Origin of the sequence: Micromonospora sp. MP36 (assembly GCF_008119785.1) — a bacterium.
GTDB lineage: Bacteria > Actinomycetota > Actinomycetes > Mycobacteriales > Micromonosporaceae > Micromonospora.
The window spans coordinates 1-16178 of sequence record NZ_VSFA01000031.1 but is presented as its reverse complement, the minus strand read 5'-3'; the positions used below and the strand labels follow the sequence as shown (position 1 = coordinate 16178).

Annotated in this window: 14 protein-coding genes; 6 read left to right on the top strand and 8 right to left on the bottom strand. The window is 71.3% G+C overall.

The genetic code is table 11. The features are described 5' to 3' along the window. Positions 1-3: 3 nt before the first annotated feature. The gene (locus tag FXF52_RS20680; protein ID WP_148799028.1) at positions 4-969 is read left to right on the top strand and encodes an ROK family protein; all 966 of its coding nucleotides are present in this window, start codon (positions 4-6) and stop codon (positions 967-969) included. 112 nt (positions 970-1081) lie between these two features. Here the strand turns inward: FXF52_RS20680 and FXF52_RS43200 are convergent, their stop codons facing one another. The 3 genes from FXF52_RS43200 to FXF52_RS20665 all read right to left on the bottom strand — a co-directional run bounded on the left by FXF52_RS43200 (position 1082) and on the right by FXF52_RS20665 (position 4505). Beyond that, positions 1082-2185 (bottom strand): hypothetical protein, encoded by a 1104-nt coding sequence (locus FXF52_RS43200; RefSeq protein WP_255472170.1) that lies wholly within the window; start codon positions 2183-2185, stop codon positions 1082-1084. Between the two features lie 44 nt (positions 2186-2229). Beyond that, on the bottom strand, positions 2230-3807 hold the full coding sequence (locus FXF52_RS20670; RefSeq protein WP_255472169.1) for a hypothetical protein: 1578 nt from the start codon (positions 3805-3807) through the stop codon (positions 2230-2232). 296 nt (positions 3808-4103) lie between these two features. After that, entirely contained in the window at positions 4104-4505 is a 402-nt protein-coding gene (locus tag FXF52_RS20665) for a hypothetical protein (RefSeq protein WP_148799026.1), read from the bottom strand. A 406-nt stretch (positions 4506-4911) separates the two neighbouring features. On the opposite strand from FXF52_RS20665, the gene wrbA reads away from it, so the two are divergent. The 3 genes from wrbA to FXF52_RS41725 all read left to right on the top strand — a co-directional run bounded on the left by wrbA (position 4912) and on the right by FXF52_RS41725 (position 7123). Next, a complete protein-coding gene (wrbA, locus tag FXF52_RS20660; protein WP_148799024.1) occupies positions 4912-5514 on the top strand; it encodes an NAD(P)H:quinone oxidoreductase in 603 nt (200 codons plus the stop codon). A 257-nt stretch (positions 5515-5771) separates the two neighbouring features. Continuing rightward, the gene (locus FXF52_RS20655; RefSeq protein ID WP_148799022.1) at positions 5772-6281 is read left to right on the top strand and encodes a SigE family RNA polymerase sigma factor; all 510 of its coding nucleotides are present in this window, start codon (positions 5772-5774) and stop codon (positions 6279-6281) included. Further along, positions 6278-7123 (top strand): hypothetical protein, encoded by an 846-nt coding sequence (locus FXF52_RS41725; protein WP_187413605.1) that lies wholly within the window; start codon positions 6278-6280, stop codon positions 7121-7123. Before FXF52_RS20655 ends, FXF52_RS41725 begins: the two co-directional genes overlap by 4 nt. A 203-nt stretch (positions 7124-7326) precedes the next feature. Here FXF52_RS41725 and FXF52_RS20645 read toward each other — a convergent pair whose 3' ends face one another. The 4 genes from FXF52_RS20645 to FXF52_RS20630 form a co-directional block, all read right to left on the bottom strand. Then, positions 7327-7968 carry an SIMPL domain-containing protein gene (locus FXF52_RS20645; protein WP_148799021.1) on the bottom strand — a complete coding sequence of 214 codons (642 nt, stop codon included), beginning with the start codon at positions 7966-7968 and terminating at the stop codon, positions 7327-7329. A 69-nt stretch (positions 7969-8037) separates the two neighbouring features. Next, positions 8038-9405 (bottom strand): hypothetical protein, encoded by a 1368-nt coding sequence (locus FXF52_RS20640; protein ID WP_148799019.1) that lies wholly within the window; start codon positions 9403-9405, stop codon positions 8038-8040. Between the two features lie 52 nt (positions 9406-9457). Further along, the gene (locus FXF52_RS20635) at positions 9458-10738 is read right to left on the bottom strand and encodes a hypothetical protein (protein WP_148799017.1); all 1281 of its coding nucleotides are present in this window, start codon (positions 10736-10738) and stop codon (positions 9458-9460) included. A 114-nt stretch (positions 10739-10852) separates the two neighbouring features. Next, entirely contained in the window at positions 10853-11641 is a 789-nt protein-coding gene (locus FXF52_RS20630) for an aminotransferase class IV (RefSeq protein ID WP_255472179.1), read from the bottom strand. A 98-nt stretch (positions 11642-11739) separates the two neighbouring features. On the opposite strand from FXF52_RS20630, the gene FXF52_RS20625 reads away from it, so the two are divergent. Beyond that, entirely contained in the window at positions 11740-12114 is a 375-nt protein-coding gene (locus tag FXF52_RS20625) for a VOC family protein (protein WP_148799013.1), read from the top strand. 107 nt (positions 12115-12221) lie between these two features. Here the strand turns inward: FXF52_RS20625 and FXF52_RS20620 are convergent, their stop codons facing one another. Continuing rightward, positions 12222-12599: a GNAT family N-acetyltransferase gene (locus FXF52_RS20620; protein ID WP_255472167.1), complete on the bottom strand. Its 378-nt coding sequence runs from the start codon at positions 12597-12599 to the stop codon at positions 12222-12224. A gap of 511 nt (positions 12600-13110) precedes the next feature. Here FXF52_RS20620 and FXF52_RS20615 point away from each other — a divergent pair. Beyond that, positions 13111-16178, top strand: a 3068-nt coding sequence (locus tag FXF52_RS20615) for an amino acid adenylation domain-containing protein (protein ID WP_148799011.1), incomplete at its 3' end; no start/stop codon positions are given.

The window sequence follows — 16178 nt, the reverse complement described above, 5'->3', positions numbered from 1 at the left end:
CGCGTGACGCAACCCGAAGGCCAGTGCGTCCTCGCCGTCGACGTCGGCGGAACGACCATCAAGGGCGTCGTGGTCGGCGAGGACGGCCAGTTCCGGCACTCGCTGACCGCGCCGTCGCGGGCGGACGACGACCCGGTCAAGGCCGTCCGGTCCCTGTGCCTCCAGTTGCGCGAGGACGCGCTCGCCCTCGGCACCTCACCCGCCGCGATCGGCGTGGTCACACCGGGCCTCGTCGACGAGATCAACGGGGTGGTGCGGTACGCCGCCAACCTCAGGTTCCGCAACGTGCCGCTCCGCGCCCTCATCGGGGACGACCTCGGGCTGCCGGTGGCGGTCGGGCACGACGCCCGGGCGGCCGGCGTCGCCGAGGCGGTGGCTGGCGCGGCCGGTGGACTGGACAACTTCCTGCTGCTACCGCTGGGCACCGGCATCGCCGCGGCGGTGGTGGTGCACGGCGCGCCCGTGCCGGGCGCGACCGACTCGGCCGGCGAGGTCGGCCACATGCCGGTCTACCCCGGCGGGGAGCCGTGCAGTTGCGGGCAGCGGGGATGCCTGGAGGTGTACGCCTCCGCCGGCGGGCTGGCCCGCCGCTATGGCCGACTCGGCGGGACCCCCGGGTTGGACAGCCGGGCCATCGCCGACGCGGTGGTCACCGATCCGGTGGCCCGCACCGTCTGGGACGACGCCACCCAGGCTCTCGGGACTGCCCTGGCCACCCTCACCCTGACCCTCGACCCGGCCCGCATCGTCCTCGGTGGGGGGCTCGCCGACGCGGGCGCGCTGTTCTTCGACCCGGTACGCGACGCCCTGCGCGCGGCCCTCGCCTGGCGGACCCCGCCCCCGGTGCTGCGCTCCGCGTTCGGCGCCCAGGCCGCACAGGTCGGCGCCGCCGTCCTGGCCCGACGGGAAGCCGGCCTGCCCGTTCCGGACGGCTGGGGCGCACCCGAACCCGTGCCGCCTGTCGCGTGACCGCGGGCCGGCCGTCCCGGGTCAGCCGTCGGCGAAAGGTCCGCCCGGGGAGCAAGATCACTCAGCGCGCCCGTGCCCTGGTCGCGGGTGAGGCGAGACGGTCGCGCCCGAGCTACCGCTCAGCGGGCAGGTAGCGGAGCCCCTCCCCGTCAGGCACGAGGTAGGCGATACGCCGCGGCGACGTGGGCCCGCGGCCCAACTTCTCGGCCGAGGTGTCACCGGAGACCTCGAATCCGATGAGACCGAGGCGGAAGTCGACCTCGTCGTACACCCGGCGGCCGACGCTCGCCAACCAGTCGTCGACCGGCCGACGCCAGGCCAGCGAATCGTCGTCGTCGGGCAGGAACGGATACCCACCCACCCGCCCGTCGACCCGGCCGAGGGCACCCAGAGGCAGGTAGAAGTCCAGCCAATCGGCACCGTGTTCTTCGCGTACCGCCACTGCTCCGCAGACCAACCGGTCGCCGGACGGCAACTCGACGACGCCGCGTAGGTGCCCGAAACGCTCCAGGGACTCCACCGTGCACGGCACCACGTCCTGCGCGGACGGCTCCGACTGGCGGTTGGCGTAGCAACCCACCACGCCGGCGATCCGCCAGACGGCGACCAGCGCTCGCCTGAGACGCTCGTCGTCGCCGGCGCCACCGAGTTCCAAGGCGAGCTCGTAGAAGCCGCCATGCCAGTTGTCGGCGAGAGTAAAGGCGGCAGCATCGCCCACGGCGGTCTCCCGGTCAGCGGTACCGGACATCGCCACGACGCGGTCGACCTCCGGGTCGTAGCCCATGAATGGGTGAAAGTAGTTCGAGGCACCCTCAGGCGTGATCAACACACGCTTGCCCAGCTCTCGTCCCACTTCGCGGAGGAAGTCGCAGAGCTGGTCGAGCCGCTCCTGAGTCTGCACCTCCCGCAGGTCGACATCAAAGTCGATCGAGCGAGGCGAGTTGAGGAAGAAGTTGACGTGGATGTCCGGGACCGGCGAGACGGACATCGTCACGCACACGTCGCGGACCCGGTGGAACGGTAGCTCGTCACCCTCGGGCAGCGGGACAGGCTCGCCACCCTCGAACAGTTCCACGCCCCAGCCCCGGCAGCGGCTGAGTGCCACCACCGCCCGCCAATCAGCAGCCGTCGTATGGGAGACGTGGCCATCCGGCAATCTCCCATTGAGATCGAGGTCCAGGAACTCCCAGATGTCATCCCACAGCAGGTCAGGCATGGTCGTTCATCCTCCCGACGGGACCGCACGCGGTGAAGAGGTCGTCACCTGGGGCGAGCTTCCGTCAGCCAGGTGGTCAGCTTCTCTGAGGTGTCCTCGCCGAGCACCGGCGCCGCTCGTGCCGTCAACTCGGCGAGCTGGTCATGTTCTGCAACGGTGACCGGCAGCTCGGGTCGGGGGCTGCGGCGCCAGGTGGTCCGTGCACCGTTGCGGGCGAGGCGGGTGGCGTCGGCCTTGCCGCGTTCGGCAAGGCGAGCCTCCGGGTCGAGGGCGAGCATCAGGGCAACGCGCAGCCGCACGGCGACGCCCTGGCCAGACAGGAGGCGGTAGCCGGCCCGGCGCAGCTCGACCCGGTCTTCCCCGAGCAACTCCCACGGCAGGTCCGGTGGCAGGGCATCGGTCATGGGCCGCAGCGCGGCGGTCACCTCCCGGACCACTGCCAGCGACGGATCCCGCAACAGCGGAAGCAGCTCCTCCGGGACGACCGACTCAAGTAGGCGCAGTGCCCGCACTGCCTGGGCACGGACACGGGCCTGCGGGTGGCTCAGCAGCGGCCGCAGCAGCGGGGCGTCCGCCGCCGAACCGGTCTCGGCAAGTCCCGCGATCGCACCCAGCACCGGCCCTTCCGAGCTGACCGCATTCCGATAGTGCTCCCCGGCGTCGATGTCGAGGCGGCGGGCCGTGTCCCGGGCGACGGCCCGGGCCAGGGGCGCGTCGTCGTCCAGGTAGGCCACCACATCGCGGTCCTGACCGGCCCGGACCAGCCCGATCAGTGCGACGACCCGGACCTCGGCACGAACGGACCGGGCCAGGCGGCGCAGGAGGTCAACGCGGCGGGTCCAGACCGCCTCGCGGCAGGCGGCTTCGGCCGCCCGGGCCCGGATCCGCACATCCGGATCCGTCTCGGCGCACGTCACGAGGTCGTTCAGACGCAGCCGGCCCTGGGCCAGGACGACCTCGAAGACCAACCGCCGCTGCCGGCGCCCACCTGAGCCCAGCAGCCCGCGCCACACCTCCGCCGGCGCCGACCGCAAGGCGGCCTGTACCTGGGTTACGGCGAAACCACCCCGCAACCATGCGTCGAGGCGCAACGCGGTCGGCAACGCCGCCGCCAGGTAGGTGCCTGGATCGTCGGCGAGCAGCAACGCCAGCGCGGATCGCGCCCGATCCCGCACCGGCTTGACCCAGTCACCGGTACGCAACACCAGAAAGGGCGTCACCTCCGGGCAGGGCCGCGTGGCCATCGCCGCGACCGCGCGTTCCCGGATCCGCCCATCGCCGTGCATGCTCGCCAGCGCCATCGCGACCGGCCCGGACGTCCCGACCGAAAAGCGCGCCCCGACCCGCCGCAACGCGGGCTCTTGGTACGGGCCATACCACGGCGGCTGCCGGGCATGCCCGTCCAAACGGGCCACCAGCCCTGGAACACCAGCCAGCAGCGTCAACGCCGACCGCGCCACCACCTCGTCACCGTCGGCATCAACGTCGGCCAGAACCTCGACCAGGTCGTTCAGCGCCTCCCACCGGCCCGCGGTGGCGCGGTCAACCGCGTCCCGCACGGCTCCGAGAGGCCCGTCCTCCCCCATCGCCGGCGGCCGCACCCGGCTGCTCCCCCAGATCACCCCGCCATCCTGCCCGACCCATCAAGCTTGATCGAACGAGAATTCCCCGCGCCGGGGGGCGGTGGGATCAAGTTGCGGCCTGCGGCCACACGTAGGCCGCGCCACGTCACGAACTGGCGCCTCAGCGCCCGCGGCCTCGCAACCGGCAGGCGCGGGGTGTCCTGGGTCGGCCTACCGGGTTCGGCGCTGTAGGCGCTTGCCGAAAAGGTCGGTCAGCGCCGAAGGGGGCGACGAGCAATGACCCACTCGGAGAGCGGGTACGCGGCTGCAGCCGCGTACCCGCAGCTCGTGGCTCGTCAGCCGCAGTTACCCCAGGTGTACCTGCCGGCGGCCTGCCACATCGTGCCGTACAGGACCTCACCCTCGTACATGACGCAGGTGTCCCGCGCAGAGCGCTGCTTCGCGGCGTAGTACTTGTAGTTGCCCGAGTCGGTGACCCAGGAACCGCCCTCAACCCGCAGGCTGGCGGCAACCCCGGTCGTCGATCCGACGGCCACCGCCTTGAGGGTGGCGACGCAGTTGTACCCGGTCGCGCTGTTGTACATCAGGTAGACGTCGCCCACCTTGGTGCTGCCCGAGTAGATCGACCGGTGGCCGTCGGAGGCCTGGGCCCAGGAGCCGCCGAAGTCGTTGTTGCAGGCTTGTGCCGGGGTGAACGGATTCGTCGCGGCACGGGCCGGCGACCCGAACGTCGCCACCGCCACAGTAACCGAGAGAATCGAGATCGACAGTCGTCGCGCTAGTACGCGCACACGGTCCTCCAAAGCTCCGGCGCGAAGATCACGCACGTGTCTGGCGCCAGTGATCCATAACAGATGATCAACAGTACACAGTGCCCAAATCCGGTCAACGGCGGCATGGCGCAGCCGCGCCGCGAGGCCGGCCAGCACCATCGCCGGCGCGGGCGCGCGGCCCGCTGCCTTCGATCATGAGCCAGCAGCCCGGCCAGGGATCGAACCGGCGCAGTCCGTCCGGAAGCCGCGGCGGCACCGGGTAGGGCGAGGTCGTTTCGACCGCGATTGTCCGGGTAACCAGAGTGCCGAGATTATTGATCACGCAAACATCCCGCGGGTCCTCCCCGGGAACGACGAAGGGATGACCTCGATGGCACAGGTCAAACTGTCCGTCATCTACTACTCGGCCACGGGCACCATCCACGCCATGTCGGAGCGGGTGGTCGAGGCCGCGCAGAAGGCGGGTGCGGAAGTGCGCCTGCGCCAAGTCCCGGAACTCGCGCCCCCGGAGGCCATCGCGTCGAACGCGGCCTGGAGCCAGCACTTCGACCGCACCAAGAACGAGCCGAAGGCGACGGCGGACGACATCGTCTGGGCCGACGCGGTGATCTTCGGCTCCCCCACCCGGTACGGCAACATCGCCAGCCAGCTCAAACAGTTCCTGGACACGCTCGGACCGCAGTGGGCGCAGGGCCTGCTGGCCGACAAGGCCTACGCCGGCTTCACCGCCTCACAGACCGCGCACGGCGGCCAGGAGACGACGCTCATGGCCCTGTACAACACGATCTACCACTTCGGCGGCATCATCGTGCCGCCCGGCTACACCGATCCGCTGAAGTTCGTGGACGGCAACCCGTACGGCGTCTCCCACGTCACCGGCGGCAACAACACCGACCCGCTGACCGAAGCCCAGTACGCGGCGCTCGACCACCTTGCCGAACGGGTCGTCAAGTTCGCCGGCAAGATCAGCTAGCCACCGAGGCCCGGCAGGACGGCGACAACAACCTGCGGCTGCCATGGCAGGTCGGGTCCTCCTGCGACCTCACGCGGAAGCACGCCCCGCATCGCCGTCCAGCCCAGCCATGACCATCGACATCCACCGCCGTTTAACAGCGGGCGGGTCCGTCTCGTGAGCCGCGGAGTCGTGTGCCACGAGGAATTCGCTCCGCGAGGCAACCCTCCGAGCGGGACCCCGCGTGACTATCTCGAATCGGCGGATCGGAGGGTCGGATGGGCGATCGCGACGCGGCGTTCGCAGAGTATTTCGCGGCGAGATCGGACGCGATGCGTGGCACCGCGTACCTGCTCTGCGGCGACTGGCACCGCGCTGAGGACCTGGTCCAGACGGCGTTCACGAAGCTCTACCTGGTCTGGAACCGGGTCTCTCGGCACGAGGTGCTCGACGCCTACGTACGCCAGATCCTGATCCGGTCCTTCCTCGACGAGCGGCGCCGCGGCTGGTGGCGGCGGGAGCGGGTGGGCGGTGATGAGGCTGAGCGGCCGGCGCCGCCCGACTCGCCGGAAGGCCGGCTGGTGATGCTCCAGGCGCTGGCCGCCGTGCCGCCGCGCCAGCGGGCCGTTCTGGTCCTCCGCTACTGGGAGGACCTGTCGGTCGACGAGGTGGCGGCCTTGCTGGGGTGCTCGCCGGGGACGGTCAAGAGCCAAGCGGCCCGTGGCCTGGATACGCTGCGCGGCCTGCTGGAGCCCGCGCACAGTGGGATCGCACAGGGGGAACGATGAACGGAGAAGAACTGCGCGACGCGCTGCGCAGCGAGATGACGGCCGTCACGCCGCCGCCACCGTTGAGTACGGCCGCCGCCCTCGGCGCCGCCCGGCGGGCGCGCATCCGCCGCCGTACCACGTGGGCCTGCGGCGGATCCGCAGCCGTGGTGCTGGCGATCGCCGCTGTCACGGCCATCGGCACCCCGGGTGCCGGCGGCTTCCGCCCGGCGGGTCCTGCGCCGCAGGCGATCCCGCACCCCTCGGCCAAGGACACGGCGGAGCCGTGGCCGACCGGACCGGACGGCCGCCCGCAGGAAGACCGGACCGCGCGGGCGGGTTCGAGGTACGACCAGGGAGCCCGGCTCCTCGACGAGATCGTCTCCGTCGTGCCCGCTGGCTACGTCGCGCCGGACAACCCGGCGAACCAGCCGGCTGACCAGATGCCGCTGCGTGCCCACCAGGCGCAATTCGAGGACAAGGTGAACGGCGTCGACGTGTGGAGCTACATGTCCTGGGCCGCCGTGGCCCAGAAGGAACGGATCGGGCGCCTACTTGTCGAAGTGCACTCCGCGGGCAATCAGCTACCGGCCGAACCGTGCGCGCTGGCCCGCGAGTTCTGGGGCATGCAGGGCGACTGCCAGGTGGTGACCGTCGGCGCGGCACGGGTCGGCGTCGTGGTTCGACCGGCCAGCGACGATCGACTCGACCAGTGGGCGGCCTACCGGCACCCGGACGGCGTCGTCACCTACGTCGCCCAAGGTGCAAGGCTCGACGGCGACCGTCCGGGGCTGGCAACGCTGCCGTTCTCCGTGCCGCAGCTGGCCGCCCTCGCCGTCGACGACCGGTTCCACCTGCAGTGACTCGGCATCGAGGGTCAGCCGGGAACGCACCGGTCGTGGCGTGACCTTCAGCGGGATCAGCTCACACCGCTGCGCGACAACCGGAGGCGGTTCGAGAAGATCACGGATGGCTGGTCAGGCGAGCGCTCGCCTGGTCAGCCATCCGTGGTTGCCGGCCTGATTCCAGGTTGGGCCGGTCCGCACGGGCGCCCCCGGGCGCTGTTTCAGTCGTGGGCGATCGAGAAACCGAGGATCACCGCAGCCGACACCACCACGTGTCCGGGTGCAAGGTCCTGCGCGGAGGCCTCACCGCCCGAACCGTGGCCGCGGAATCGGCCGTGCCCGACGTTCTCTGGATCGACATCGTCGATGTGCACGACAGTACCGAGCCGAACGCCGGCCGCGTCGGCGTACAGCTCGGCCTTCCGTCGAGCAGCTGCCACCGCTTGACGCCGAGCTTCCGCACGCATCTCGGCCTTCGTCGTGACGTCGAAGTCAACCGCCTCGATCTCGTTCGCACCGGCGGCCACGACGTCATCGAGCAACTGCTGAACGATGTCCAGGCGGTCCGACTCCATCGCGAACGACGCCTGGCACTCGTAGCCGAGGAAGACGCGATCTGGGCCGTAGCCGCTCCACGAGCTCTTGAGATCCAGCCGTGACCGCTCCACCGCACTGTCAGCAACGCCGTGGTTTCGCAGGGCCTGACGTACCGAATGCACTGCCTGAGCTGCGGTGGCGAATGCGTCCGACGGTGTCTGTTCCACCCGCACGACCCGGAATCGCGCTCGGACCATGTCCGGCATCGACTTCACGCTCGCGGCACCGTACGCGGTGACGCCCCACGGCCGCTCGATCAGCTGCATGACGATGATCTTACGAAAGGTGACCCGCGCTGCATTGTCCCCGATCGGCCTGCCGACCCAGCCAGGCACTCAACAGCCGGGGTCGCGCTCGCGGCAGGTAACGGTGAAGTCGCCGCCAAGGGACAGCGAGACGCCGGCGGTATACGAGGCCGCATTCGGGGCGGTGAGTGCGGCTGTGCCCAGCGACAGATGCGCGGGGCGCGGGAACTCGATCGCCCGCAGTCCCCACGTGCCGTCATCTTGCGAGACGGCGAGGTTGACCACCGCTGAGGCGTCGCGCGCTGCGCCGAACTCGGTGTGGGCGGCGGTGTACGCGGCCAAGGTGAGCTGGGCTTGCGCTGGTAGGTCGGTCACCGTGGGCCGGGGTGAGCTGGTCGGGACCAACGCTCGGGCCCAGTGAACGTCGGCGAACCGGTCGGCGATCCGATGGGCCAAGCTGGGGCTCCCAGTGATCCATTTCTCGGCCAGCCGTCGGAACGCGTTGTTGCGCGCCGCTGGAGGCTGACCGGCGGCGGTGAGCACGCCGTCGCCGGCGCCCGCGAGGGCCTCGCACAGCTCCCGCAGCGGAACCCGGCCGACAAGCTTCGCGTAGCGCACCGAACGGATCTCCAGCATCGCCTGGTGGAGCACCATGGCGGCGTCCAACGCCCCATCGCACGCCGGTCGTAGCTGGGTTCGTGGAGGCTTGCGCGGCGCGGCCGGGCGGCGTGGGGTGTACGGGTCCGCGGCCCGGCCAGCGTGCGACAGGTGCCACGACCGATCGTCGAACCAGACCGTGGCCGAGGCCGCACGGAGGTGTCCCTGGGCGCCCACCCGGACCTCGACTCCAGCGGCATCGGCAGCCAAGGTCGCGCCGGCCCTGTCACCGCTGTCGAACTCCACTGCCTGGACGTCGCTGAGGAACAACTCCACGACCGCTTCATGATCGCCTGGCGCGTGGTAACCGCGCGGCGCCGCCAGGGCTACGTAGCCGCAGAGTTCCGGCCCGGCGCGTTCCACCCGCACGCCGCGGACCTGGGCACGGGCCAGATCGTAGTCCTCGCCGACGCTCGCGACGGCCGTCGCGGTCAGCGGCACGATGCCGGGCCGCACCACCCCCTGGTAGTCGCGGTAGTGCACGACACGCTGAGCGGGCGGAGGCAGCAGCGGCTCCAGCCGGTGGCCAGCTACTGCGGCTTGCTCGACCATCCACGCCCGGCGGGCCGGTCCGGGCTCTGCCATCCATCCGAGCGCAGCCCGCGCCCGCCGCTCACGCAACCACGCCGGACGACTGACCGCCGCGCCGACCAGCGGGAATGTGTGGTTGTCCCAGACGTCCGCGATCTCGACGACGGCCTGCCGATCGAAACAACGACCATCAGCCGCCAGCTCCCCGATCCGCGCCACCGAACGGTCCAGCAGCGCGGCGAACATCGACATCGCAGACGCCTTCGTCATGACCGCGAAGCCCAAGCCGACTCAACGAGGACCCGCTCTGGCAGCACGATGGTCAACCGAGGGATGGCCAGCCGTGTGCGAGCACACGCTCCACGTGGTCGAACTCCCACCAGGCGAGCGACTCGTATCCGTCCTCCTCGCTCATCCGGCGCAGCTCCGCCAGGGCGTGCACGTCCCCGCGCATCGCCAGGCCGGCCGCCGCACGAACCTGCACCTCCCTGTCGTCGCCGTTCATCTGGGTGGTGAGCAGCTCCCGCAGTGCGGGCGCGTCGATCACGGAGTGGATGAGCGCGGCCGTCGCCACCGTGCGTACCGTCGGGTCCGGGTCGCGGGCGAGGCTCAGCATCGCCCGCATGACGTGCGGCGGCGGGTCGTCCGCAGGGCCGCCGACGCCGTTGAGCACGTCCGCGGCTACGCGGCTGCGCACCGGAGCGCGATCGTCCGCGACGAAGGGCAGGAACTCGTAGAGGATCGCGCCGATCTCGCTGAAGCCCGCGTACGCGCCGAGCACGCTGCACAGCGTCTCGGTGTCGGTCTCGGCCGTCATACGGTCGCGCAGCACCGCCAGGGCCTCGGCAGCGTACGGCGCGTCGACGGCCTCCCCGTCCACGGTCGACGAGTGCAGCAGTTCGGCGGTGAATCGCCGCACGGCCACCTCCGGATCGGCGAGCCGCCCGACCGCCCACCGGAACGTCTCCTCTGCCGGGAATCGCACCGTGACGGCGTGCTGCGACGCCCACCAGTCGCACGACTCCGGGTCCGCCGACCACAGTGCACGCGCCAGCAGTTCGTCGCGCGAGACCGGGAGATCCAGCGACTTTTCGAGGACGGTGACAACGGCCCGGTGTTCGGCGAGAACCTCCGCTCGCCGGCCGTCGGCGGTGGTCAACCGGATCCGCAGCGCTCGGGGCAGGTATTTGCCGACGGTGACATGATCCCGTACCACCGTGAGGTCGTCGTCGTCCGCCAACCTTGACCGGCGGCGCAGCTCGGCCTCCGGATCGACGTCGAGCCAGGCCCGGGCCGCGTTGAGCGCAGTCCGCAGCGTGGCTTCCGGTGCCGGGTACCGGTGCAGCAGGTGTTCCACCAACTCGCTGGCCCCGTGCTCGGCCGCCCACACCACCGGGTCGACATCGCCCCAGGGCCCGGAGGGCACGACCTCGCCAGCCGGGTAGAGCAGTTGGGCGAGCCCTGGGCCGCCGGAGCGGATCACCTCGGCGGCCACCGCCCGGCCTTCGTCCTGCCACTGGGCCTCGTTCGGCAACGCGGACAGGAAGCGGCGGATGGCGGCGAGGTCACCGTTCCGGATGGCGTCGCGCATCGCTTGCTCCATGCAGCCATTCTGCCGCCGACCCCTGTCGGAGCGGGGTCCCGTCGGGACCGCCTCTCGCGCCGCCGGGCCCCGGATGTGCTCGGCCGGCGCGCCGCTCCGCGAGCATCGGCACGGTCAGAGGGCTTCGGGCGGGATGGCCTCGTACCCGGCCCGCAGCCGATCGAGCAGCGCCGGCTCGGCGGCGAGCGAGTGGCCGTCGATCGCGGCCACCGGCCGGATTCCGACGCCGGCACTGGTGACGAAGGCCGCACAGCCGGCGGGCAGGCTGCCGAGCCAAATCGGCTCCCGACGGAGCGGCATGCCGATCCCCGCGAGCACCCCGTCGAGCAGGCGGGCGGTGACCCCGGGCAGGCAGTCCGCCACGGGCCACCACACCTCACCGGCTACGACGAAGCCGATGTTCCAGGTGGCCCCCTCGCTGACCCGGCCGTCCGGGTCGACGAAGAGCACGTCGTCGAAGCCGGCGCGCTGGGCCAGGCGACGCTCGCGCACGGCGCCGAACAGGCCGACGTGCTTGACTCCGGGCAGGTCCCGCCGGTGGCACACAGCGTGCAGGCGCATTGGGGACGACGCCGCCGGCTCGGCCGGCCGCACGTTGATCAACACGCGGGGCCGCGCATCCCTGGCGGGGTGGGCGACGGAGAGATCCGGGTCGAACACGCTGATCCGCAACATCGCCGGCGGATCCACCCGTACGGCCAGCCGCCGCGCCAGCCCGCGTATGCGGTCGATGTCCAGGGGCACGCCGAACAGCGCGTCGCAGTCCCGGGCCAGCCGGTCGAGGTGCAGGCCGAATCCGCGCACCCCACCCCGCTCCAGCCGGACGGTGGTGAAGTGGCCGTAGTTGACCAGCGCCAGCGCCGCCAGGTCGTCGGCCGTCGCGGGCACGCCGTCGAGCTCCATCACCGTCCCATCCTGGCATCCGCGTCGGCGAGCCGTTCCGGGGCCACGAGCGCCGCGCTGGGGCTGGTGCATCGTCGCGGGTGGGTGAGAATAACGGCATGCCGAGCCGTCTTGCCGTCATCGCCATCGACGCCATCCGACCACAATTGATCGCCGACTTCTGGTGCTCGGTTCTGGGCTGGCAGGTTGTTGATGAGGATGATGAGGTGATCACCATCGCCGCCTCCGACCGTTCCGGGCCGATGATCGACGTGGTTGCTGTGCCTGAGGGCAAGGTGATCAAGAACCGCTTGCATTTCGACCTGCGTGCCGACGGCGTGTCCACCGCGGAGGAGCTTGACCGGTTGCTCACCCTCGGTGCGCGACGCGTCGACGTGGGCCAGCCGTCCGATGTGAGCTGGGTCGTGCTTGCTGATCCTGAAGGCAACGAGTTCTGCCTGCTGTCACGTCCTGTCCAGGAGCTCCAGAACTAGGACATCTGATAGGGCGAGGCGTCTCTGGCGCTTCCAACTCCCAGGTGCCCTGCCCGCGTCGGGTCCGCTGTTCTGGGAGCGCCTGGTGCTCTTCGGTCGGAGGCGGTTCAGAGGCCGAACATCGGGCGGCAGGCCGGAAATCCGTCGACCGTCGCCGTCGGTAGCTTCTCCTGGGCCCACTTCTCTCTGGTGAGCCGTAGGCGGTCGGATACGACGGCCTCGCCATCGCGGGCGTCAACAGAGATGCCGTCGTGCTCGTAGCCGAGCTTGCGGGACACGCCTTGAGAGGCGTGGTTGTCCTGGAACACCTCGGTGAGCGCGGCGCGTGCGTCCAGGTGGTCGAACGCCAGCGTGAGCAGACCGGTGCGAGCTTCGGCTCCGTAGCCCTTGCCCTGGTGTTCGATGCCCAGCCAGGCCGAGGTAGTGACTTCCCGAACCACCAGGAAATCGCTGTCCTGGGTGTGCAGCGCCGCGGCCTCGCACACCTGGCCGCGCGATCCGGGTACGAAGGCAACTGCGGCCCGGCCAGCGCCCTCACCTCACCCTCCTACGGTGCCCCCGGATGTTTCAGTCAATCGTCGTTGCGACACCTTCCGCGTCATAGATCTTGCCGCCGACAGAAAAATAGACGAACGTGCAACGACGTCGACACCGAAAGCATCGACAGCCGACACATTCCGGGGATCCCGCAGCCAAGATCATCAGTGCCATGATGTCGACGGGCTTTTCCTCTCAAGGATCTACATCTGTCGTATGAGTGGGCTGATCACGGGGGCTGTCACGGGCACCCTCCGACCTGCGGGATCATCCCGCTGGCCGGTCGCGTCACCGCATCCGGTGCCGTACCCGTGACCGTGTTCCACCAGGCCGAGCCGACCCCAGGTCGACCGGCCGCCAGCGACAGGTTCGGCCCACTGGACCACGAGCAACGATCGAACGGGCCGGCGCGTTGACGGCGTTCCTCCGGCCGGTGCTGGCACATAGAAGGCAAACGCGATGACCGACGTCCTGAGTTCCCGGCGAGCGACGCCCGTCGCGCCGTTCCGGGCCGATGCCGCAGGCGCTTTTCCTGCTGTTGGCCCGGTCGCGGCCTCGTACGCGCAGCGCCAGATGTGGTATTTGAGCCGCCTCGACCCCGACGCGGCCACCTACCTGGTGCCGCTGGCCTACCGGCTGCGCGGACCGCTGGACGTGGCGGCGTTGTCGGCGGCGCTCGACGGGCTGGTGGCCCGGCACACCGCACTGCGTACCACGCTCGCGCCAGCGGCGGACGGCCCGGCTGGGCCGTCCGATCCGGACGGTGTGGCGCAGCGCGTGGTCCAGGTGGTGCACGATCCGCGCCCCGGGCTGTTGCGGGTGCACGATCTGAGCGGGCTGCCCGCGTGGCAACGCGACCAGGAGTTGCAGGCCCGGATCCAGACCGAGGCGCGCACCCCGATGGACCTGGAACGCGGGCCGCTGCTGCGTGTCAGCCTGCTGCGCTGCGGGCCGGAGGAGCACCTGCTCCTGCTGACCCTGCACCACGTCGCCGTCGACGAGTGGTCGCTCGGCATCCTGCACGACGAGTGGGAACGGCTCTACACCGCACACCGCACGGGCCGGCCGGCGGACCTCGACCCGGTCGACGTCGACTACCGCGACCACGCGGCGTGGCAGCACGACTGGCTCGGCGGCGCGGAGGCGGCCGCCCAGCGCGACTACTGGCGCGCGCAGCTCGCGGACGCGCCCGACGTCCTGGAGCTGCCCACCCGGGGGCCGCGGCCCACCGTGCCGTCCAGCGCGGGGGCCACCCTGTCGGTCCCGCTGGACGTGTCCACCGAGGCGCTGATGGCGCTGTGCCACCGGATGGGTGTGTCCCCGTACATGGTGCTGCTCGCCGCGCTGCAGGTGCTGCTGGCGCGGTGGACGGGGCAGCGCGACATCGTGGTGGGCACGCCCACGGCCAACCGGCAGCGGGCCGAGGCGCAGAAGCTCGTCGGGCTGCTGCTGAACACCGTCGCCATCCGCGCCCGGCTGGACGACAACCCGTCGTTCGAGGCGCTGCTCGAGCGGGTACGCACCGCCGCTCTCGAGGCGCTGAGCAACGAGGAGCTGCCCTTCGAGGCGCTGCTGGAGTCGCTGCGCCCGGCCCGCCAGCCCGGCTTCACCCCGCTGTTTCAGGTGATGTTCGTGTACGGCCGGGAGGCGGCGCCGCCGCGCCTCGACGGCCTCGACGTCACCTCGCTCGACGTACCCGGCAGCACCGCCAAGTTCGACCTCACCGTCTCGGTGCGGGAGAATGCCGACGGCGTGCGGACCGTGCTGGAGTACCGCACCGACCTGTTCGACGAGGACACGATGGTCCGCCTCGCCGGGCACTTCCAGACGCTGCTGCGGTCGCTGCTGGCCGACCCGGGCGCGCCGGTCGGCTCCGCCGCGATGCTGACCCCCGACGAGCACCGGCAGCTTGTCGCGGAGTGGAACGGCACCGCCACCCCCGAGGCGCCGGACGAGCTGGTCCACGTGCTGATCGAGCAGCAGGCCCGGCGTACCCCCGACGGTGTGGCGGTGACCGACGGCGACACCGCGCTGACCTACCACGAGCTGCACACGCGGGCCGAGGCGCTGGCGGAGACGCTGCGCCAGCGGGGCGTCGGGATCGGCGGCCTGGTGGGGGTGCTCCTGCCGCGCGCCGTTCCGTTCGCCGTGGCGGTCCTCGCGGTGCTGAAGACCGGCGCGGCCTACGTACCGATGGATCCGGCCAATCCACCCGCCCGGCTGCGTTACCTGCTCGACGACACGGCCGCCCCGGTCGTGCTCACCTGCGCCGAGCTGGCGCACCTGGTGCCCGACGACACGGCGCTGCTGATGCCGGGTCTGGACACGCCGGTCACCCAGGCCGACCCCGGTCGTGGCAACGGAAGCTCGGGCGGCGGGCCGCGGCGACGGCCGCGCCGACGGCCGTCGCCGTCGGCGGAGGATTTGGCGTACGTCATCTACACCTCCGGGTCGACGGGCCGCCCCAAGGGCGTGATGGTCACCCACCGCGGCGTGTGCAACTACGTGCGCTGGGCGGCCCAGGCCTACCGGCTGCAGCCCGGGGACACGGTCCCGCTGCACTCGTCGATCGGGTTCGACCTGACCGTGACGAGCCTGCTGGTCCCGCTGACCAGCGGGGCCACCGTTCTGATGGTCGGCGAACACCTCGGCCCGGAGGCGCTGGGCGAGGCGCTGCGCCAACAGCGGACGCCGTTCGCGCTGGTGAAGATCACCCCGGCCCAGCTCGACCTGGTCAACCACCAGCTCCGCCCCGCCGAGCTGGCCGACCGCACCCGGTGCTTCGTCATCGGCGGCGAGAACCTGCGCGCCGACCAGGTGGCGCCCTGGCGGACCCACTCCCCCGCCACCGCGCTGGTCAACGAGTACGGGCCGACGGAGACCGTGGTCGGTTGCGCCGCGTACGAGGTCGACGCGGCCACGCCGGCCGACGGCTCGGTCCCCATCGGCCGGCCGATCGCCAACACCGAGCTGTACGTGCTCGACGGGTGGGGGAACCCGGTCCCGGCGGGAGTGGTGGGCGAGCTGCACGTCGGCGGAGCCGGCGTGGCGCGCGGCTACCTGCACCAGCCGAGATTGACCGCCGAGCGGTTCGTTCCGGACCCGTTCTCGTCCGTCCCCGGCGCGCGGCTGTACCGGACCGGCGACCTCGTGCGCCTGCGCCCGGACGGGCACCTCGAATACCTGGGTCGCACCGACAACCAGGTCAAGCTGCGCGGCTACCGCATCGAGTGCGGCGAGATCGAGGCGGCCGCCCGGCGGCACCTGCCGGAGAGCGACGTGACGGTCCAGCTGCGCCGGGACGACCCCGACGACCCGCAGCTCGTCGCGTACGTGGCGGGCGCCGCGGGCACCGACCACGACAGTGCCGTCCTGCGGGCGTCCCTCTCGGCCGAGCTGCCGTCCTATATGGTTCCCGGCGCGTTCGTCTTCCTCGACGCGCTGCCGCTGACCGGCAACGGCAAGGTGGACGCGGCCGCGCGCCAGCGTCCGGTCCGCAGCGGCGAGCAGCGCCTGCGCGGCCTCCG